We start from the raw sequence: 20520 nt of genomic DNA on the forward strand, positions 1-20520 counted from the left end.
CATGTTTATCTAATTAGAAAAATAGGAGGAAGGTATTATAATGATAAAAGAGAAAATCAATAGAATTAATGAGCTTGCAAGAAAAAGCAAAAGTGAAGGTTTAACAGTCGAGGAAACGTTGGAACAAGCAGAGCTTCGCAAGGAGTTTTTAGCTGATATTAAAAAAGATGTAAAAAGTCAACTCGAAAGCATAGAAATTGTTGATTAATTATAATTCTTAATGCTCTAATTGCTTGTGAATATCGATTTTTCAGTATAAAATATAAGCATTGTATATAAAGGGAGATTTTTTTTAAATGGAAAAACTTGGTCTTAATGAAATAAGAGATTTATTTCGCGATTTTTTTATTAGTAAGGATCACTATGCAGCAGGAAGTGCATCTTTGATTCCCCAAAATGATAAAAGCTTGCTTATTATTAATTCAGGTATGGCGCCATTAAAGGCATATTTTGCAGGAGTGGAGACACCACCATCTAAACGAATGACGACTTGCCAGAAATGTATAAGGACTGGAGATATCGATAATGTAGGGAAGACTTCACGTCATGGTACTTTTTTTGAGATGCTTGGAAACTTCAGCTTTGGAGATTATTTTAAGGAAGAGTCGTTGACGTGGGGATGGGAGTTTATTACCGAACATCTGAATATGCCTAAAGACAAACTTTGGGCGACTATATATCAGGATGATGATGAAGCATATGACATTTGGATAAAACTTGGCATGCCTGCTGAAAGAATAGTAAGGCTTGGGAAAGAAGATAACTTCTGGGAGATCGGACTTGGACCATGTGGACCTTGTTCCGAGATTTACTATGATAGAGGTGAAGCATATGGATGTGGTGCTCCAGATTGTAAACCAGGTTGTGAATGTGACAGATATATAGAATTCTGGAATCACGTATTTTCACAGTTTTCGAAGGAAGAAGATGGATCATATTCAAATTTAGCACACCCAAATATTGATACGGGTATGGGTTTAGAAAGACTGGCTTGTATTATGCAGGATGTCGATTCTATATTTGATATAGACACCATTAGAAAGATTCTTGACTCAGTTGCACAGATGGCAGGAGTTGACTATCAAGCTGGAAATGAACAGAATGATATAAGTTTAAGAATTATTACTGATCATTTGCGCTCTATGGTATTTATGATCGCAGATGGGATTATGCCAAGCAACGAAGGAAGAGGATATGTTTTAAGGCGTCTTATCAGAAGAGCTGCTAGGCATGGGCGACTTCTTGGGATTGAAGAAAAGAATTTTCTCGCCAAACTCATGGATTCTGTAGTAGAGGTTTCAGGCGTAGCCTACCCTGAATTAGTTGATAAGCATGACTACATAAAGAAGCTTATAGCTATAGAGGAAGAACAATTCGCAAAGACCATGGATAATGGTATAGGAATTCTCGAAGAATATATTGCAAAACTTGATAAAACGGATAAGATGGTATTAGACGGTGCAGATGCATTCAAGTTATATGATACATACGGATTTCCTATAGAGATGACTGAGGAAATTTTGGCTGAGCGAGGTATTACAGTTGATATGGAAGGGTTCAAGAATAATATGAACCACCAAAAGGAGCTTGCTCGTCAAGGTCAGAAATCCACAGAAGATGTAGCTTGGAAAGATGCAGCTGATTACGATAAATTGCCGAAAAGTAAATTCCTTGGCTATACGGATTTTGAGTCTGACGCCAAAGTTTTATACGTAAACAGTGATGGGAATAAAAATCTCCTTATTTTCGACAGAACTCCTTTCTATGCTACAGGTGGAGGTCAGCTACATGATACCGGTGTTATTATCGTAGCTAATAGAAAATATCACGTAAACGATGTAACAAAGGAAAATGATATATTTCTACATTTCGTTGATGAATCGGTTGATAATATAAATGTCGGGGATCTTGCGGAGTTAAAGGTTGATGCAGCCAATAGAAATAGAACCGCTAGGGGGCACAGTGCAACACACATCCTCCAGCAAGCTCTTAAGGATATTCTCGGAGAGCATGTATCCCAGGCCGGCTCTTATGTGGATAACCATTATCTTAGATTTGATTTTAATCACTTCGATGCTATGACTCTGGAACAGATTAAAAAGGTCGAAGATATTGTTAATGACAAGATTGATGCATTCCTTCCTGTTGTGATGCAGGAAATGCCAATTGAGGAAGCTCAGAAAATGGGAGCTACAGCTATCTTTGGTGAAAAGTATGGTGAAATTGTCCGCGTTGTAAGCATGGGAGACTACAGTGTTGAATTCTGTGGTGGAACACATATTGATAATACTGGCAAAATTGGTGCATTCAAAATTATTTCTGAAGCAGGTATTGCATCTGGTATTAGAAGAATTGAAGCGATTACTGGAACTCAAGTTATCGGTTACACTGAAGATAAAGAGTCTGTAATTTCAAGTATTTGTGCAACACTTAAGTCTAATGCTAGCGACCTTGAAAAGAAGGCAGCCCAGCTGGTTGCTGATAACAAAGAGCTCGAAAAGACAATTAAGTCCCTTAAGGCTGATGAAATCGCAGGTTCGCTCGATGAAGTTATCTCATCTGGTATTGATATTAATGGCATTAGACTAATAACAAAGAGATTTGATAACACTGATGTTACTCAGCTTAGAGAGATGGCAGACGCTATAAAGTCCAGAGAAAACAAATCTATATTCGTAGCTGCGTCTGTTAATGAAGGTAAGATTGCAATTCTCGTTTCTGTAAGTGATGAGCTTGTAAGCGAAGGTTTCCACGCAGGCAAACTCGTTAAGGAGATTGCTCAGGTTGCTGGCGGTAATGGAGGCGGAAAAGCTGGAATGGCGCAGGCTGGAGCAAAGGATGAACGCAAATTAAAGGAAGCTCTAAAATTAGCAGAGACTCTAGTTGCAAATAAATAAGTTAGATAGCTAATAGGTGAGTTCATTTTTAAAATTACCTATTAGCGCTAAATATATCTCGCTACATTCTATAAAATAGGAGGAAGATATGAGCAAGGATACAATTTTGTTTGAAAGTGCAAAGATCAAACAGATTTCCAACAAAGAAGCGATGCACCAGATTTATTCATCTCTTCAGGAGAGAGGGTACAATGCAATCGATCAGATGGTTGGATACTTAACATCTGGAGATCCATCTTATATAACAAGCCACAATGACGCGAGAAACCTCATTCTCAAGATTGATAGAGATGAGTTACTCGAGGAAATTCTAAAGTCCTATCTAGAGCTTGACAAGTAGGTTTTATCTTAAATGAGAAAAATAGGACTTGATGTCGGTGAAAAGACTATAGGAGTTGCTGTAAGTGATTTACTAGATATTACAGCCCAGGGAGTCACAACGATTGAGCGTGTTGGTATTAGAAAAGATACTACCAAGGTGCTTGATTTAGTGCGCGAATATGAGTGCGATACAGTTGTCGTTGGACTTCCTCTAAGCCTTGATGGTACCGATAGCGTACAGACACAAAAGGTACGTGACTTCCGCACTATGTTTGAAAATAAGTTAAGAAGCTCTGGACTTGCTCATGTAAAAATCGAATGGCAGGACGAGAGATTTACGACGAAGTTGGCGGAAAATATCCTTATTGCAGGTGATGTTAAGAGAAACGACCGCAAGAAGGTTATTGATAAGCAGGCAGCAATTTTAATATTACAGAGTTATTTAGACAAGGTGAGCAATGAATAAGACACACATTTATGAACTTAGTTTTCTCGCTTCTAATGACTATTGGGGCAGGGGCATCCTTATTGGAAGAACATCAAATAAGATTGCCGTTGCCTATTTTATAATGGGAAGAAGCGAAAATAGTTGTAATAGAATCTTTTATCAAGAAGATGATAGAGTAGCAATTGCACCTTATGATAAGGATGCAGAAATTGATCCAACCTTAATTATCTACTATCCAATTAAGACCCACGGTAAGAATTTGATTGTAACTAATGGAGACCAAACGGATACAGTTGAGGAGTTTCTAAGCAAAGGCCTTACATTTGAGGACGCTTTGAGAACTAGATGTTTCGAACCTGACGCCCCTCATTTTACACCGAGAATTAGTGGAATTTTGAACCTGGTTGATGGTTCATATAAGATGAGCATTCTTAAAGACTCTGATGGACAGGGGACAGACTGCCACAGGTATTTTTATGAATATCCTTTGCGTTCTAACCACGCTCACTTTATTCATACATACGAAGGCAACGATTCACCACTTCCAACATTTGAGGGAGAACCTAAGCTTGTAAGAATTCCAGACTGTTTTGAGGAGTTTAGCAAAACAATTTGGAATAGCCTCAACGAAGACAATAAAATTTCTCTATGCACTATGATGATCAATACGGATACTCTAGACAGAGAAGTTAAGATTTTTAACAAGAGAATGGGGGATTAATGGAAAACAATAGATTGCAGTATATGTCGCCACTATCTTCTCGATATGCGAGCAAGGAGATGAAGTATATTTTCTCCGAAAAAAAGAAATTTACTACTTGGCATGAGCTATGGATTGCTTTAGCAAAGGCAGAGAAAGAACTTGGACTTGATATCACTGATGAACAGATCCAGGAAATGATTGATAACAAGGATATAGTTGATTTTGAGACAGCCGAAGCTAGGGAAAAGGAAGTTCGTCATGACGTAATGAGTCATGTATATGCATTTGGAAAGCATTGCCCTAAAGCTGAAGCTATCATTCACTTAGGAGCAACCTCTTGCTATGTCGGTGATAATACAGATGTTATCCTAATGAAAGAGGCTCTCGAGCTTATAATAGAAAAGACTGTTCAGGTTCTAGTAAATTTAAAGAAATTCTCTAGAGAATATAAGGAGATGCCTTGCCTAGGATATACACATTTACAGCCTGCACAGCTTACTACTGTTGGTAAGAGGACTTCTTTATGGATGTATGAACTCTCACTGGACGTGGTTGAGCTTGAAAGAAGGTTGAATGATCTCAAGATGCTTGGTTCAAAGGGTACAACAGGTACTCAGGCAAGCTTTATGGACCTCTTCAACAACGATGAGTCTAAGGTAAAGAGGCTTGATGAGATTATTGCAAAAGAATTCGGAGTATCTGGTTGTGTTCCGGTATCTGGACAGACGTATTCTCGTAAAGTAGACGCTAATATATTATCGTCGCTTTCTGGAGTTGCACAGAGTGCTTCTAAGTTCTCAAACGACCTTAGAATACTTCAGTCATTTGGAGAGATGGAAGAGCCTTTTGAAAAGAATCAAATCGGGTCTTCTGCTATGCCATACAAGAGAAATCCAATGAGATCAGAGCGTATTACATCTCTTGCTAGATATGTAATCGTTGACTCACTAAACCCCGCAATTACTGCTGCAACGCAGTGGTTTGAGAGAACATTAGATGACTCTGCAAATAAGAGAATTTCCGTTCCTGAAGCTTTTTTAGCACTAGATGGTATTCTTAACCTGTATATCAATATAACAAGTGATATGGTGGTATATCCTAAGGTTATAAACGCCCGCACTATGGAAAAGCTTCCATTCATAGCAACTGAGAATATAATGATGGAAGCTGTTAAGAAGGGTGGAAATAGGCAAGAGTTACATGAACAGATAAGAGTTCATTCTCATGAGGCTACGCTAAGAGTTAAGAGAGATGGACTTAATAATGATCTCGTCGATAGAATTGCTGCCGATAAGACATTTGGACTTTCTAAAGAAGAGATTCTATCAGCTATGGATCCAATTCTATATGTTGGAAGAAGCCCATCTCAGGTTGAAGAATTGATTACTGAGGTTATTGATCCAATTATCGAACGTCATCCTCAGAAAAATATCGAGACAGAAATTAATCTTTAAGATTACTTTGTAAATATTTATAAATAATATGAAAAATGATTAGAGGCTAATTTATGGCCTCTTATCTAGCTTATGTGAGAAAGAAATTTTGCACAATTGCAAGTGGGAAAAGAAATGAACAAAATCGAATTAAAATACGGATGTAACCCAAATCAAAAGCCAGCTTCTGTTTATATGGAGGACGGGTCAGAATTGCCTTTTGAGGTTTTAAATGGCAAACCTGGATATATTAACCTTCTAGATGCTTTAAATGGATGGCAGCTAGTAAGTGAGATAAAGGAGGCGACTGGTAAAGCTGCAGCAGCTTCTTTTAAGCATGTAAGTCCTTCGTCTGCTGCTGTTGGAAGAGTTATGAGCGATAAGCTTAAAAAAACTTGTTTTGTAGATGATATCGCTGGCCTAGATGAATCTCCGATTGCAACAGCATATGCGAGGGCTCGTGGGACCGACCGTATGTCATCATTTGGTGATTTCATTTCTTTGAGTGATACATGCGACGAAACATGTGCGAAGCTAATTAAGAGAGAAGTTTCCGATGGTGTAATTGCTCCAGATTTTACTGACGCAGCACTAGAGGTATTGAAGCAGAAGAAAAATGGAAATTATCTGATTCTCAAAGTGAATGAGAATTTCAGAGCACCTGAAGTTGAGACAAAGCAGGTATTTGGAGTTACTTTTGAACAGAAGCACAATGATATAAAGATAGACAAGACTTGTCTTAATGAAGTAGTGACTGAAATCAAGGATATTCCAGAAGATGCTAAGGATGATTTGGTAATTGCTCTAATAACACTTAAGTATACACAGTCAAATTCTGTTGCATATGCAGCAGATGGTCAGACAGTTGGAGTAGGAGCTGGTCAGCAGTCGAGAGTTCACTGCACTCGTCTTGCTGGCTCAAAGGCTGATAATTGGCATCTCAGACAGTCTGAAAAGGTACTCAATCTACCTTTTAAGGAAGGGACAAAGAGACCAAACAAGGATAACTTTATAGATAGATATATAGCTATGGAGGATACGCCTGAAGCTAGAGGGGATTTTGACTGGAAGGAATTATTCTCGGAGAAGCCTGAAGTTTTTACAGTTGAAGAAAAAAGACAGATTCTTGATGCGATTACAGGCGTATCAGTAGCATCAGATGCATTCTTTCCATTTAGCGATAATATCGACAGAGCTCATGTAAGTGGTGTTTCGTATATTGCTCAGCCTGGAGGCTCGACCCGCGATGATCTAGTTATTGATTCTTGTAACAAGTATGGGATAGCAATGGTATTTACAGGCTTCAGACTGTTCCATCACTAAGTTTCCTCGTTTTAATACTAAATTTGTTGATTTGAATGATTAAAGAAAAAGCACTTGTTACGCTAAAGAATGATATAGAGGTAGAATATCCGTTTTCAGATGATTTACCCACGATCTTTTACCGTATAAATTGAATATTATAGAAATAAAGAGAAAGTGCTTCGTAAAACGTAATATAATGAAATAGAATCACCGAGAAGTCTCGGAGAAAGGAAAATCCAGATTTTTATCAGGTAACTGGAATATACGCGTGTTATGAACGACCTTCAAATAGATTATTTTATGGCCGTAGCTACTAATTCGAGCTTTACCAAGACATCGGAAGAACTCTTTGTATCTCAGCCTGCAATTTCCAAGCAAATTGCACTTCTAGAAAGAGAGCTAGGGGTTAAGCTATTCATTAGAAATAACAGGAGAACAGAACTTACAGAGGCTGGAAAGAGATATTTTGATTTTTTTAGTCGATATAAGACTGAAATGGGCAATATTAAGCACGAAGTATCCGAATTAGATGGCATTACTGCTCAGACAATAACCATCGGAATACTTGAAGGGTGGGATTTTGCATCATGGCTTACGAATGTTATAAAAAAGTATAGAGATTCACATGGTTATGTAGATATATTGATTAATTATGTCGGTGCCAAGGAAGTATCAACGCTGCTCCTTACAGATGAGATTGACATTGCAATCTCTCTGAAAAACACTTTTGATACTTTTGCAGAGATTGAATCACATAATATACTCGAAGCCAGAAAGAAACTCGTATACAACAAGCAAAATACGTTGGCTATGAAAGAAAATCTCAGTCCAGCAGATTTTGCTAATGAAAAATTTTTTGCTCCCTGGAGTATCATGGATGATACAGTTACAAAGAGCATTAACATGTATATGCAGCCGTATGGTATCAGGCCAAATATTCAGTTCGTAAATAATTTCGAATCGATGATTAACTGTGTAAGATATAACCTTGGTGTTGCAATTTGCGATGGATTTACAGGATATCTCAATGATAAAAATTTACAATCAATTGATTTACAGGAAAAAGAATTTATCTGTGCTGGAATGATTAAGAATAGCACTAATGACGAGGTTAGGGAATTATATGACCTGATTCTATCTTGTTCAGTTGATTCATAACAACGCGGTTATGCAGAGCATACCTAATATTCAATTATACAAAGAGACCTTGTTTGTTTAAAATATAGACAAACAAGGTCGTTTTGATTTTAACGATTTTGAGCTATGGATTGTTTTTATTATGGATGGAGGGTATTACAATGCCAAAGAGTAAGAAACTAACTGCAGTATATGCACTCATTATGGATTTACCACTCAGCATCGTTGTTACTATGGTAGCACTTGCACTAGGTGGTAATCTGACAATGGAAAGATTTATTCCGAGCTTCTGCTTAGCTTATGTACTTACATTTTTTATTAATTTTCTGCCTGTTGGTATGATAGGTTTTAAATTCGCAAGTAAGTATGCAGAAGATAATACATTCAAGTTTGGACTTCTTGCAAATGTTGCTGGCTTTATACCATGTTATATTCCAACACTAATTATAGCGATGATATGGTATCCCGTAGCAGACAAGGCTTCAAGAGCAATTTGTCATGAATAAATAGGAGGTGTTAGTATGAATAGACCAGAATTCTATCCAGTCAGAAGTCTAATATACGTCGATCTTGCCCATGAGGATTATAGGATAAAGCTTGAGAATTGGTTATACAGATACCATATTCCAGATAGTATTTCGCAATTTGGACCGTATGTGTCAAAGTATGCATTTTATCAGGCTCTTCCAACACCTCCAGGTGGTGAAAGATTTGGTACTGTAAGAATGCAGATGACAGAGCACTACTGGCTAGCAAATCCAAATGATATTAGAAATTTCGTACATCATAAGGCACTGACAGAGTATTTTCCTAAGGATGTACTAATATGGCAAAATAATATGCCTGATGAGGGGAACTCTCATAAAATTAATAAATCCGAAGAGGTTAATTTTGAAGGTGATGATGCGAGAGCTACAAAAGGGAGCGAAGAATTAGGTACAGTTCCATTTATATTTGCATTTATTCCGGTATGGTGGGAAGAAGACTTTAAGGGTGAAGGCAGAACTGTTGAAGATGGACCAAACTATAGATGGCAGTTTATGGTTCATTACCCTGAGGGGGTTACTCTTGAAGAAGGAGATAAGTGGCTTAAGGAAGAATTCTTACCAGCCTATACAGAACAGGATGAAGTAATAAGATGTTTATCTAGCAAGATAATAAAAGAAATAAATGGCTGTGATTTTGATCGTGTTGTTGAAATGTGGTTCCCATGTCAGTCCGCGTGGGTAGCAGCGACAGAAAAGGCTGCTAAAATAGTAAGAAAGCCATCTTGGGGAGAAACTACGGATTTCCCATATCTCAAAAAGTCATATGGAATCTCGGGAATTTTCTTATCAGATATAGCAAGATCAGATAATATGACTGGTTATCATGGTTATATTACAATGAGGTAAGAACGGAAATAATATGAGTAAAAGGGAAAACCTAAATCGCGACAGTGGCAAGGGTAAGTATAAAGAGGTGCTTACCCTTGCTCTCTTAGTTGGAATTCTTCCTCCAACATGGGCTTTAATAAGCCCATATATAGGAGTGCACGTTGGACCAATAGCTCTTATTGCTGCTGGCATATATGGTGCAAATGGGAATAAATTCGAAGACTCTTTTAAAATAGCAGCTGGATATATCGCTGGAGAAATATGGTCATTAATTACCACAGTCCTGATGCAAAAAACGTCTTTTAATGCGAATCTTACACTTTGGTTTACTTTATTTATACTAGGATTTATTGCAGTAATAATATCTGCAAAATTTCCCAGGTATGTATATCTGCCAAGTTTCCTAGCAGGATGGGCGATAGCGATGCTATCGATGAATCTAGATGAAACAACTTCATTAATTAGGATGACAATTGAAATCGGAGTAGCGATGATTGTGGGTGTATATTACGTTGGAGCTTTGATAGATAAGATACACAAGATAGTAAATAATAGATAGAGATACCAAGTGTAATTTTTAGTCCATGATGACTATGAGATGCTTCGAAATATATTAAATGTTTCTGTAATTGATATGTTGCGAATGATAAGGAAACTACCTGAACAATTTAGTTTAGGTAGTTTTTTATAAACAAAATAATTAAAAAAGATAGAAATATATGTAAAGAAAATAAATGCATTATCATAGTGAAGCAAATAAGTATCGATGGGGAAATGAATCTAATGAGATATAACTATTCCTAAAATCATAATTTTGGGAATAGTTATGAAACAAGAAATATGGCTGCCTTGATGGCAGCCTCGTAAATGGAGCTTTATGTATTTGACAACAAGTGATATAACACTGTACCAATACCTATGTAATAATAAGGGATATATACTCTGTATTCGAATACCTTCCATAACATGGAGGTGTCATATATCCTTATCTCATAAAAAAACGTCTCTAAGGCGAAATTTCGGTCTCACTTTTTTTATGACTCTACTGGAATTAAAATAGTATCTCCTGGCTTTACATCAGAAGCAGATATACCGTTAAGTTCGCATATCTTATTAACTGTGGTGCGAGGATCAACATATTTACCACTATACTTATTAGCAATAGACCAAAGTGTATCGTTCTGTTGAACTTCAACTTGTCTATATGTATCTGAAGTACCAGCTTCAGTTGTAGCGAAACCTAGTAAACTGTACACGAGCATAGTCATGCTTAATACTGTTACTAGGACAAATATAAAAAATCTAACTGGTGAAACAATTTTGTATTTCTTTTTCATAATGATTACCTCCGTATATATGATACTAGCAGCTTATAGCTATGGTATTAATTATCTCTGAATTAAAAAGAACAGATGTTCTGTTTGTGATGTTCATAGTATAACCCCTTCTATATTCAAAGTCAATAAGAAAAAGAACAAATGTTTGAAAAAATAAAAAAAGATGCTGAAAGTTAGTCTTTACAACATCTTAAGGATGATAAGTTATTCGAAATAATAATAGATTTTACTTGCTTTATTGCTTGGAAAGATATGTATGTTAGATATTATGTGAGCATTAGACTTTTATGCTGTTATATCTGCAAAAGACGCATTGATAAACTTAGCTAGTTTTTCTCCATTAATTATTATCTGTGCGCCCCTCTTTCCTGCCGATATATATATCTGATCATACAGTATTGCAGTTTCATCAATGAAGGTCGGGAAAAGTTTTTTCATGCCTATTGGAGAGCAGCCACCTCTAACATAGCCTGTTAGCGGAAGTAGCTCTTTTACATGAATCATCTCTATTTTCTTGACACCTGCTGCAGATGCTGCTTTTTTAAGATTTAACTCAGATGCAACCGGAATTACAAATACGAAATATTCTCCAGTATTTGAATGGGTTACCAATGTTTTGAAAATTTCTTCCTCAGATATTCCTAGTGCTGCAGCAACGTGTTCTCCAGAGAGATCAGATTCATCATAATCATACTCACTGATATCATGGTAAATACCAGCGCTATCTAGCTGCCTCATCGCATTAGTTTTTTCAATCTTTTCTTTTTTAGCCATAATCGAAACCTCTTAATTATCTTCCGAATCTTCATATGAGTCAATAAATTTAAGTAATACGTCACGTTTTATATAGCATACCAGCAAAATAATGATGCTAGCAATAATCAGCAAAGCAATACCAAGATAATTTCTATGTGCTAAAAATGTTCCGAATAGCAAGCTTTCAAGAACTCCCGGAGATCTTCCAAGTATCGATAGAAATATAAATGGTCTTAGTTTAATATTTGAAATACCAGCAATATAGCTGGTGAAGTCTTTTGGAACACCAGGTATTAAATACAGGAGAAATATTATCACATAAGCACGTCTACTATTTAGTTTTCTCACATATGATTTAACTTTTTCTTCGCCAAATATAATATGAAGAGCGTCTCTACCAAGAAATTTTGCAAGGTAGTAAGTGATAACTGTTCCAATGAAAGCTCCTACTAGTGAAATTAAGAAACCACCTAGTATCCCGTATAAGTAACTTGATGCGAACTGTATTGGTTGACCTGGTATGATACAGATGACGATTTGGATAACTTGCAGGAATATTAGAGGTATAAATGCAAACCCTTTAAAATCATCAAGTTTATTTTGTATATTTGACAAATAAGCCTTATTAAACAACGTATCTTTATATAAGAGATATAGCACGAGTGGAACAATAATTAATATAGCAAAAAGCAAAAATAGCTTACCAAAGGCGATTAACCGTTTAGAAATAGAGATATTACATGTATTAGCATGTGCCTCTTGTTTTAAATCAGTTATTGCAGCTTTCGCTGTACATTCAATCTTATATTCTGTTTTCTCCTTGTGCTTTGTTGACATCTATTAAGCCTCTGTTCACTAGCTCCTGCAAGCTTTTTATGATACCGAATCTAGCATGTTCATAAGTAAGACCGCCTTGATAGTAAGCAATATAAGGCTCTCTGAGTGGAGCATCAGCACTTAATTCAATGGAAGAACCTTGTACAAAGGCACCAGCTGCCATAATCACTTGGTCATCATAACCAGGCATATCCCATGGAATTGGGGTAACGTATGCATCGATTGGTGCAGCAGACTGAATTGCCTGAATAAAGGCTATCGCTAAGTCAGGATCCCTGAATTTAATTGCCTCGACTATGTCGCTTCTCTCTGAAGAAACTGGCGGGCAAACCTCATATCCCAGCATATCGTAAACAGTACCGCATAACATAGCTCCTTTTAGCGCTGCATTTACAATCTTAGGAGCAAGGAAAATTCCTTGAAGAACAGAACGATTTTGTCCAAAGGTTAATCCGCATTCTGAACCAATGCCTGGACACGTGAGGCGATATGAGATTATCTCTATTAGATCTTTTCTTCCGCAGATATATCCACCAGAAAGCGCTAGCCCACCACCTGGATTCTTGATAAGAGAACCTGCAATTACATCCACACCAAAATCAGTCGGCTCCTCTGCACTTACGAATTCACCATAGCAATTATCTACCATAACTATGATATCTGGGCGAATTTTGTGTATAAGATCAGTGACTTTGCGGATACTGTCCAAGGTTATCGCTGGTCGCCAGTCGTACCCTGTTGAACGCTGCATTGCAACTACACGTGTATTCTCGTGGAGTGAATTTTTTATTGCTTCTAAATTAACATCCAAGTTATCATTTAACTCAACTTCGCTGTACTCTATGCCATAATCCGTCAAAGTTCCCATATAATCATGGTCATTAATACCGATGACTGTCTGTAAGGTATCATATGGTCGACCTGTCACGTAAATTAGTTCTTCACCTGGTTTTAGTATGCCAAAAAGCGTCGTAGAGAGCGCATGTGTTCCGTTGACGATATTTGGTCTTACAAGAGCTGCCTCTGTATTGAAGATGCTAGCATACACTTTTTCAACGGCTTCACGACCTACATCGTCATATCCATATCCGGTGTTCCATGCAAAGTGTGAATCGCTGATTTTATTATCTTGAAATGCACCTAGAACTTTGAGCTGGTTAATAGCACATATATCCTCTAGTTCAGTAAATTGTTTTTTCAGCTGTTCCTCTGCCCTATTTACTAAGTCTAGAACAGCGGGCTTTATACCAAAATTCTTTATGAGATGCTCATTATAGCTAGTCATTAATCGTTGTCCTTTCTCTCTATCTCCCACTCCATATCTTTCACCAAATCTCGCTTTACATTCATCTTATGTGAAGCATAAAGCTGAGTCGTTGTTACTTGCTCGTGATCAAGCAGAGCCTGTACATCATAGATGGAGTTTCCGCGCCCTATGAGACTAGTTGCCGCTGTTGCACGTAGCTTGTGCGGGCTATAACCGTTGTGTTTTGTCGTGTTTAGCGCGATTGCAGTATATTTTTTTACCAGCTCTCTTATCGACCTTGAGGTCATACGTCTTCCTTGCAAAGATAGAAATAACGCATCCTCGTCAGCTTCCGTTTCTTCAGCAATCGATGAACGTTCGTTGTTGATATAACCCTGAACAGTCATTTGTACTGACTGATTAATCGGCATGCTTGATTCTTTACCTCTTTTGCGATAAATGATAAATTCGCCACGAGAGAAGTTAAATGAAGAAATGTTGAGCTGCTGAAGCTCTGAAAGTCTAAGCCCATACGTTAAGAAAAGCATCAGAATCGCTTTGTCACGAAGCTTCGTCTTCTCCCAGTACTTGCGCTCATGTGGAGTCATGTTTGAACCAGTGCTTACTGCGTCAAGCATAATCATTACCTCATCGTCCTGAAGTGCCTTTATCTCGCGTTCACCAGGTTTCGGAACTTTTATTGGATCAAATCCATCAGTTATGTTGTTTTCAATGAATCCATCGCGATAAAGATGTTTAAACATGACTGATAGAGATGATTTCTTACGTGCGAGCGTCTTGTTGTTGTTCTCATAAACGATTATCTTATCACCATCATCTACAGTGTACTTGCGGCAGAAATCGATAAAGAGATTTACATCCATAGATGTTATCTCGCGGATTTCTTCAAGCTTTATATCTTTGGCAACTTCAGCATCTGTGAGAGAAGTATTGCTTATAAGATAATCGAAGAAAAATCGAATATCTTGCAGATATGCAAGCCTAGACATAGGAAGAACATTTCCTTTTAGATATACAAAATATGAACGCAAAAAACTAGGTAGTTCGCGTTCAATTGCCTCACATTGCATATATATTTCGTTTTCCTTTTCAATCACATTATCTGGTTTGTCAGATTTATTGTGGATTTTAAGCCGCTTTGCCTCGCTGGTAGCGGCTCCAATCGTTCTTTTGATAGCCATGGTTCCAATTATTTACTAGCCTCTAAAATTTCATCAACTACATTTCCAACCATCTGTCCCTTCTGAATCTCGACCCAGTGGGCGTTTTCGTAGCGCTTAAACCACGTCAACTGACGTTTTGCATAGTGGCGAGTATTCGTTTTAATGTTATTTACAGCTTCTTCTAGTGTAGCTTTACCGTCAAGATATGATAGGAGTTCTTTGTATCCAATACCTTTCATCGCAGGTGTTTCGCTATTATATCCTATAGACAGAAGATGTTTAACCTCTTTGAGTAAGCCCTCTTCCATCAGCTTATCTACACGTCTATTTATACGAGTATAAAGCCATTCACGTTCCATATTAACTATATTAATCTTGAAATCGTACTTATTGTTAGGTTCAAGCTTATCCATTGATTCCAATTTTGAGCCTAGCTCGTAAGCTTCGATTGCCCTGATGATCTTTCTTATGTTATTAGGGTGGATTCTTGCAGCAGCATCAGGATCTACTGCCGATAGAAGTTCAAATAGATATTCCTTACCTCTTATCTCTGCAAGGTGCTCTAGCTCTTCTCGACGCTTTAGGTTAATAGGCTTAGCTGCAAATGACATCTTGTATATAAGCGAATTTAGATATAGTCCCGTTCCACCGACAACTATTGGGGTGTTACCGCGTACTAATATTTCATCTATCTTCTCAAATGCGAGTTCCTGATACTGCGCCACTGTTATATCGTCGGCTGGATCAACGAAACCATAGAGATGATGTGGAATAGCTTTCATATCTTTTTGAGAAGGCTTAGCACTTCCTATATCCATGTACTTATAAAGCTGGACAGAATCGCAGTTTACAATTTCCCCCTTAACTCTCTTAGCGAGATAAAGTGCAACAATGCTCTTTCCAGCGGCAGTCGGACCGCCTATTATATAAACTTTCTTATTACCTATGGTCATAACAATTTCCCTTCTGTATATAGTTAGCGCTTAAATGCGCGTGAAATTTCGGATAGAGTAAACCTGATGAATGTAGGTCTTCCATGAGGACAGCTGAATGGATTGACGCAGTTCTTCAATTGCTCGAGTAGTTCCTCAATCTCCATAATGCTGAGCTTATTATTTCCCTTTACAGCAGCTTTGCACGAACGCATGATAAGTTTATCGACAACGGTCGTATTTCCTCTATCGGATCTTGATTCTGGATCTTCTATGTATGTGTGAAGAAAAAGCTCTGCTTCACCTCTGTCCATGTAGGTTGGAATCCCTCTAACGATAAAAGTGTTATTTCCAAAATCATCGATATCGAAACCAAGCTTGATAAGATCATCCATCCAGAATCTTTCAGCACCGTATATATCACTCGATGTCTCAAGAGAAAAAGGCATAAGCATCGGTTGCGATACGTGTTCTGAGTCATTGTACATATTGATAAAACGCTCATACATTATACGCTCATGTGCAGCATGTTGATCAACTAGATATGCCACATCATTTGACTGCATGATAATATAGGTGTCAAATAGGTATCCCTTATATACTAATGATTCAAAATCAAATGCTTTTGCGGCAGGCGCTTTAAGTTGAATTTGCTTTTTTATTATAACATTATCTTTGTCAATATCATTGATTTTTAATTTTTGATTTACAATATCAAAACTATCTTTCTGCTGTGTATCATCTAAAAAAATCTCTTTAGAATCATAGTTATCTCCAGAGGAAGTATGTTTATTAGAATCATAGGATTCATCATTATCTGATACTCGTGTTTTCGATTCCAAATAAGTCTTGATATCAAGCTGAGCGCTTGTATCTTCATTCTTATCGGTAAAAGAAGTATGAGTGTCTGATGCTCCAGATGTGTTTGTCCCTGAAGAGGCTTTGTCATTCACGGCCGAAGATGAAAATATATCAGAACTACATTCGGATCTAAGGCCCATTGCTGAAGGAATTGTATTCTCTGAATTAATTACACGTTTAATAGCATTTTCAATATCTTTGACTATATCATTTTCCTGCAGGAATTTTATTTCTTTCTTGTTGGGATGTATATTAACATCTATAGTTTCTGGGTTAACTTCGAGAAACAAGATGCAAATCGGATAACCGGAGAATACTCTATCTCCATATCCTTTTGTAATACCCTTTTCGATAGTAGAGCTGCTGATATATCTGCCATTAACGAAGAAAATCTGTCCTCTTTTATTACTCTTTGTACTTCCTGGATCTGAGATAAATCCATGAACATAATCACCATTAATTTCTATTAATTCGCGGTAAGATGGATATATAGACTGAATAGTAGTTAGTATATCTCCAGTACCAGGTGTTGCAATAACTGTCTGTTTGTTGTTGATAAGTCTGAAAGCAATGTTCGAATAATAGATGGCCAACTTCTGAATCATATCAATGATTACAGTAGCTTCAGCAGCATCGCTCTTCATGAATTTTCGCCTAGCCGGAGTATTGTAAAATACGTCCTCAACCACCATGGTGGTTCCGGTATTCATGCCTGTTTTCTCTAAGCCTACAGTGGTTCCACCCTGCATTTTAAGCTTAGTGCCAAGTTCGGAATCTGCTGTCTTTGTATAAACTGTAAGTCTTGAGATAGCAGTAATGCTAGCTAATGCTTCACCTCTGAAGCCAAGGGTATTTATGTGATCTAGATCACTTAGTTTTGAAATCTTACCTGTTGCGTGTCTTTCAAATGCTAGCTCAACTTCATCGGTAGCTATTCCTGAACCATTATCGGTTACTCTGATGTATGATTTACCACCATTCTTGATTTCGATTACTATCTGTGAGGAGTCGGCGTCAATAGAGTTCTCGATTAGCTCTTTGACAATTGAAAGCGGGCGTTCAATAACCTCACCTGCAGCTATTTTATCAGCGATAAACTCATCAAGGATTCTTATCATCGTTACTCCTACCTAATCTAATTTTTCCTGAATTTCTTTTAGTATTAACATAGCTTCCATCGGTGTGATGTTATCAAGATTTATATCTTTGATTTCATCTATAACTTCGTCGTACTCTTTCTCTTCTTCTGCAATGACGTTCTGACCGAAGAATGATATTTGATCACTCGATAATGGCGATGTATTAGATCCAGCCTCAAGTTCCCTAAGCTTTGAAGCAGCTTTTTTGCGAATTTCAGATGGGATTCCGGCAATCTTTGCAACATGAATACCATAACTCTTACTAGCTGGTTGCTCCGTTATCTTATGTAAAAATACTATATCGCTGCCCTGCTCACTTACGGAGACAGAGAGATTCTTTACGTTTGCGTACTTGCTTTCGAGCACCGTTAACTCGTGATAGTGAGTAGCGAACATGGTCCGAATACAGTTTCCTGGTTTTGACAAATATTCTATAGTAGCCCATGCAATTGAAAGACCATCGAAAGTACTCGTACCCCTGCCAATTTCATCGAGTATGATAAGACTACGCTCTGTTGCATTTCTAAGGATATTCGCAAGCTCGCTCATCTCTATGTAGAAAGTAGATTGCCCATGAGATAAATTATCGGATGCACCTATTCGGGTGAACACTCTATCTACTGCACCAATATGTGCATGTTCACAAGGAACAAACGATCCGATTTGTGCCATCAGCACTATTATTGCAGTTTGGCGCATATAAGTAGATTTACCAGACATATTAGGACCTGTAATAATCAGCATGCTGCGTGATACCGTATCAAGTAGCGTGCTATTTGATACGAATAGTCCTTCTCCTATCATCTGTTCTACTGCCGGGTGACGACCTTCCTTAATATCTATGACATTTGAATTATCGACAATAGGCTTTACGTAACCATATCTTGAGGCCACATCGGCAAGAGAAGTTAACACATCGAGAAGTGCTACGGAAGCAGATGCCATTTGAAGTCTCGCAAAATAAGGCTCAATAGAAGATCTAATCTCTTTAAAAATCTCATATTCTATATTATTAATTTTAGCCTCCGCTGATAAGACAAGACTCTCCTTCTCCTTTAGCTCAGGTGTTATATATCTTTCGTTATTAACTAGTGTTTGTTTTCTTATATAGTCATCCGGAACAAGCGGAAGATTAGATTTACTAATATCAATATAGTATCCAAATACTTTATTGAATCCAACTTTCAGGTTCTTAATACCTGTACGCTCTTTTTCTCTAGTTTCAAGACCTGTAATCCACTCCTTTGCATCTTTGATTGATAATTTTAGATTATCAAGTTCTTCAGAGTAACCAGGTTTAATTAGTTCTCCATCCGTGATCGTAAATGGTGGCTCTTCAACGATAGAACTCTCGATAAGATTCTCTAGTTCGGAAAAATCATCAAGAGATGAATAGATCTCATTTAGTAGAGACGTATTGATATTAAGGAGCTCTTCCTTTATTGACGGGAGCTCTCTGAGAGTAGTCTTAAGTGCTATTAGATCTTTGCCATTAGCTCTCATGCTAGCTATTCTAGCTGTTAGACGCTCAAAATCATATACATGCTTGAGTGATGATACTATATTCGCCCTATTAAGTGGCAAATCAACTAGTGCTTCAACAGCATCTAACCTTTTATTGATTGAATCGCTATCCTTGAGAGGTTCTTTAATAAATCTTCTGATAAGTCTCCCACCCATCGCGGTATGAGTCTTATCTAAAACGTCAAGTAAAGATCCCTTTTGGCTCTGATTATATTGTGTTTCTAGCAGCTCAAGATTTCGCATAGTTGCTCTATCTAGAATCATGCTTAGACCAGGTTCCTTTAAAATTAAATGGTTAATCTGTGGAGACGCATGCTTTTCAGTTTCCATCAGATACAGGAGAAGCGCTCCGGAAGCAATCGTAACCTCTCTTTTATCCTGTATGTCAAGAGGTATGAGTGAAGTTACTTCAAATTGTGACATCAGCATATCTTCACAAGATGAATATTTGAAATAAGATTCATCTATAGAGTTTATATAAGTATGAGGTGATGCCTTGGAATATTTATCGATAAAGTCTGAAGAGGTTTCATCAAAGTAAATAATTTCCTTTGGGGCTATTCTTGAAAGTTCTGAGATTAACTGCTCGTTTTCATGATTTTCGCGGACTTCAAGTGCTGTAAACTCTCCGGTGGTAATATCGGTGTATGCTATTCCACTTGTTTTTTTAGTAATGTATACAGAGGCTAAGTATAAGTTGTCCTTAGCATTTGTAGACTCATCTATATCAATTGTTCCGGGGGTAATTATTCTGATTACTTCTCTCTTTACAATGCCTTTTGCCTCTTTTGGGTCTTCTACCTGTTCACAAATTGCAACTTTGTATCCTTTCGCTACGAGTTTAGAGATATATGAATTTGCAGCATGGAAAGGGACACCACACATAGGTGCCCTCTCTTCAAGACCGCAATTCCTGCCAGTTAACGTTAGTTCCAATTCACGTGATGTTGTCAGAGCATCGTCAAAGAAAAGCTCGTAAAAGTCTCCTAGTCTATACATTAGTAGGCAGTCTTTGTACTGTTCTTTTATGTCGAAATATTGTTTCATCATCGGTGAAAGACCCATGATTTCCCCCTTTTTCATG

Annotated in this window: 19 protein-coding genes; 11 read left to right on the plus strand and 8 right to left on the minus strand. The window is 37.4% G+C overall.

Translation table 11 applies throughout. The features are described 5' to 3' along the window. Nucleotides 1-40: 40 nt before the first annotated feature. The 11 genes from QU661_RS04110 to QU661_RS04160 all read left to right on the plus strand — a co-directional run bounded on the left by QU661_RS04110 (nucleotide 41) and on the right by QU661_RS04160 (nucleotide 10179). The gene (locus QU661_RS04110; RefSeq protein ID WP_304989017.1) at nucleotides 41-208 is read left to right on the plus strand and encodes a DUF896 domain-containing protein; all 168 of its coding nucleotides are present in this window, start codon (nucleotides 41-43) and stop codon (nucleotides 206-208) included. 88 nt (nucleotides 209-296) lie between these two features. After that, entirely contained in the window at nucleotides 297-2897 is a 2601-nt protein-coding gene (gene alaS, locus QU661_RS04115) for an alanine--tRNA ligase (protein WP_304989018.1), read from the plus strand. An 88-nt stretch (nucleotides 2898-2985) separates the two neighbouring features. After that, nucleotides 2986-3237 (plus strand): IreB family regulatory phosphoprotein, encoded by a 252-nt coding sequence (locus QU661_RS04120; RefSeq protein WP_094234230.1) that lies wholly within the window; start codon nucleotides 2986-2988, stop codon nucleotides 3235-3237. 12 nt (nucleotides 3238-3249) lie between these two features. Beyond that, nucleotides 3250-3684 carry a Holliday junction resolvase RuvX gene (gene ruvX / locus QU661_RS04125; protein WP_304989020.1) on the plus strand — a complete coding sequence of 145 codons (435 nt, stop codon included), beginning with the start codon at nucleotides 3250-3252 and terminating at the stop codon, nucleotides 3682-3684. Then, entirely contained in the window at nucleotides 3677-4387 is a 711-nt protein-coding gene (locus QU661_RS04130; RefSeq protein WP_304989021.1) for an IMP cyclohydrolase, read from the plus strand. Before ruvX ends, QU661_RS04130 begins: the two co-directional genes overlap by 8 nt. After that, nucleotides 4387-5823, plus strand: a complete 1437-nt coding sequence (gene purB / locus QU661_RS04135; protein ID WP_304989022.1) for an adenylosuccinate lyase — start codon at nucleotides 4387-4389, stop codon at nucleotides 5821-5823. Before QU661_RS04130 ends, purB begins: the two co-directional genes overlap by 1 nt. 114 nt (nucleotides 5824-5937) lie before the next feature. Continuing rightward, a complete protein-coding gene (locus QU661_RS04140) occupies nucleotides 5938-7125 on the plus strand; it encodes a phosphoribosylaminoimidazolecarboxamide formyltransferase (RefSeq protein WP_304989023.1) in 1188 nt (395 codons plus the stop codon). Nucleotides 7126-7380: 255 nt separating this feature from the next. Beyond that, a complete protein-coding gene (locus QU661_RS04145) occupies nucleotides 7381-8265 on the plus strand; it encodes a LysR family transcriptional regulator (protein ID WP_304989024.1) in 885 nt (294 codons plus the stop codon). 140 nt (nucleotides 8266-8405) lie between these two features. Continuing rightward, nucleotides 8406-8750 (plus strand): hypothetical protein, encoded by a 345-nt coding sequence (locus tag QU661_RS04150; protein WP_304989025.1) that lies wholly within the window; start codon nucleotides 8406-8408, stop codon nucleotides 8748-8750. A gap of 15 nt (nucleotides 8751-8765) precedes the next feature. Further along, nucleotides 8766-9638, plus strand: a complete 873-nt coding sequence (locus QU661_RS04155; protein WP_304989026.1) for an acetyl-CoA hydrolase — start codon at nucleotides 8766-8768, stop codon at nucleotides 9636-9638. A 13-nt stretch (nucleotides 9639-9651) separates the two neighbouring features. Further along, nucleotides 9652-10179, plus strand: coding sequence for a DUF1097 domain-containing protein (locus tag QU661_RS04160; protein ID WP_304989027.1), 528 nt, complete (start codon nucleotides 9652-9654; stop codon nucleotides 10177-10179). Nucleotides 10180-10654: 475 nt separating this feature from the next. Here QU661_RS04160 and yneA read toward each other — a convergent pair whose 3' ends face one another. The 8 genes from yneA to mutS form a co-directional block, all read right to left on the minus strand. Then, on the minus strand, nucleotides 10655-10957 hold the full coding sequence (yneA, locus tag QU661_RS04165) for a cell division suppressor protein YneA (protein ID WP_304989028.1): 303 nt from the start codon (nucleotides 10955-10957) through the stop codon (nucleotides 10655-10657). 285 nt (nucleotides 10958-11242) lie between these two features. Beyond that, nucleotides 11243-11731: a Cys-tRNA(Pro) deacylase gene (gene ybaK, locus QU661_RS04170; RefSeq protein WP_304989029.1), complete on the minus strand. Its 489-nt coding sequence runs from the start codon at nucleotides 11729-11731 to the stop codon at nucleotides 11243-11245. A 12-nt stretch (nucleotides 11732-11743) separates the two neighbouring features. Beyond that, on the minus strand, nucleotides 11744-12550 hold the full coding sequence (locus tag QU661_RS04175; protein WP_304989030.1) for a TVP38/TMEM64 family protein: 807 nt from the start codon (nucleotides 12548-12550) through the stop codon (nucleotides 11744-11746). After that, entirely contained in the window at nucleotides 12516-13835 is a 1320-nt protein-coding gene (locus QU661_RS04180) for a methionine gamma-lyase family protein (protein WP_304989031.1), read from the minus strand. The genes QU661_RS04175 and QU661_RS04180 overlap by 35 nt, the downstream gene beginning before the upstream one ends. After that, nucleotides 13835-14998, minus strand: coding sequence for a tyrosine-type recombinase/integrase (locus tag QU661_RS04185; protein WP_304989032.1), 1164 nt, complete (start codon nucleotides 14996-14998; stop codon nucleotides 13835-13837). Before QU661_RS04185 ends, QU661_RS04180 begins: the two co-directional genes overlap by 1 nt. 8 nt (nucleotides 14999-15006) lie before the next feature. Continuing rightward, the gene (gene miaA / locus QU661_RS04190) at nucleotides 15007-15933 is read right to left on the minus strand and encodes a tRNA (adenosine(37)-N6)-dimethylallyltransferase MiaA (protein ID WP_304989033.1); all 927 of its coding nucleotides are present in this window, start codon (nucleotides 15931-15933) and stop codon (nucleotides 15007-15009) included. 23 nt (nucleotides 15934-15956) lie between these two features. Continuing rightward, the gene (mutL, locus tag QU661_RS04195) at nucleotides 15957-17891 is read right to left on the minus strand and encodes a DNA mismatch repair endonuclease MutL (protein ID WP_304989034.1); all 1935 of its coding nucleotides are present in this window, start codon (nucleotides 17889-17891) and stop codon (nucleotides 15957-15959) included. Between the two features lie 12 nt (nucleotides 17892-17903). Continuing rightward, nucleotides 17904-20519 carry a DNA mismatch repair protein MutS gene (gene mutS, locus QU661_RS04200; protein WP_330692418.1) on the minus strand — a complete coding sequence of 872 codons (2616 nt, stop codon included), beginning with the start codon at nucleotides 20517-20519 and terminating at the stop codon, nucleotides 17904-17906. Nucleotide 20520 lies beyond the last annotated feature (1 nt).

It is taken from the genome of Mogibacterium neglectum (assembly GCF_030644205.1).
GTDB classification, from domain to species: Bacteria; Bacillota; Clostridia; order Peptostreptococcales; family Anaerovoracaceae; genus Mogibacterium; species Mogibacterium neglectum.

Bases quoted from the DNA above. Each gene is read 5' to 3' on its own strand.
- QU661_RS04110 (WP_304989017.1), top strand. From the start codon at position 41: ATGATAAAAGAGAAAATCAATAGAATTAATGAGCTTGCAAGAAAAAGC.
- alaS (WP_304989018.1), top strand. From the start codon at position 297: ATGGAAAAACTTGGTCTTAATGAAATAAGAGATTTATTTCGCGATTTT.
- QU661_RS04120 (WP_094234230.1), top strand. From the start codon at position 2,986: ATGAGCAAGGATACAATTTTGTTTGAAAGTGCAAAGATCAAACAGATT.
- ruvX (WP_304989020.1), top strand. From the start codon at position 3,250: ATGAGAAAAATAGGACTTGATGTCGGTGAAAAGACTATAGGAGTTGCT.
- QU661_RS04130 (WP_304989021.1), top strand. From the start codon at position 3,677: ATGAATAAGACACACATTTATGAACTTAGTTTTCTCGCTTCTAATGAC.
- purB (WP_304989022.1), top strand. From the start codon at position 4,387: ATGGAAAACAATAGATTGCAGTATATGTCGCCACTATCTTCTCGATAT.
- QU661_RS04140 (WP_304989023.1), top strand. From the start codon at position 5,938: ATGAACAAAATCGAATTAAAATACGGATGTAACCCAAATCAAAAGCCA.
- QU661_RS04145 (WP_304989024.1), top strand. From the start codon at position 7,381: ATGAACGACCTTCAAATAGATTATTTTATGGCCGTAGCTACTAATTCG.
- QU661_RS04150 (WP_304989025.1), top strand. From the start codon at position 8,406: ATGCCAAAGAGTAAGAAACTAACTGCAGTATATGCACTCATTATGGAT.
- QU661_RS04155 (WP_304989026.1), top strand. From the start codon at position 8,766: ATGAATAGACCAGAATTCTATCCAGTCAGAAGTCTAATATACGTCGAT.
- QU661_RS04160 (WP_304989027.1), top strand. From the start codon at position 9,652: ATGAGTAAAAGGGAAAACCTAAATCGCGACAGTGGCAAGGGTAAGTAT.
- yneA (WP_304989028.1), bottom strand. From the start codon at position 10,957: ATGAAAAAGAAATACAAAATTGTTTCACCAGTTAGATTTTTTATATTT.
- ybaK (WP_304989029.1), bottom strand. From the start codon at position 11,731: ATGGCTAAAAAAGAAAAGATTGAAAAAACTAATGCGATGAGGCAGCTA.
- QU661_RS04175 (WP_304989030.1), bottom strand. From the start codon at position 12,550: ATGTCAACAAAGCACAAGGAGAAAACAGAATATAAGATTGAATGTACA.
- QU661_RS04180 (WP_304989031.1), bottom strand. From the start codon at position 13,835: ATGACTAGCTATAATGAGCATCTCATAAAGAATTTTGGTATAAAGCCC.
- QU661_RS04185 (WP_304989032.1), bottom strand. From the start codon at position 14,998: ATGGCTATCAAAAGAACGATTGGAGCCGCTACCAGCGAGGCAAAGCGG.
- miaA (WP_304989033.1), bottom strand. From the start codon at position 15,933: ATGACCATAGGTAATAAGAAAGTTTATATAATAGGCGGTCCGACTGCC.
- mutL (WP_304989034.1), bottom strand. From the start codon at position 17,891: ATGATAAGAATCCTTGATGAGTTTATCGCTGATAAAATAGCTGCAGGT.
- mutS (WP_330692418.1), bottom strand. From the start codon at position 20,519: ATGAAAAAGGGGGAAATCATGGGTCTTTCACCGATGATGAAACAATAT.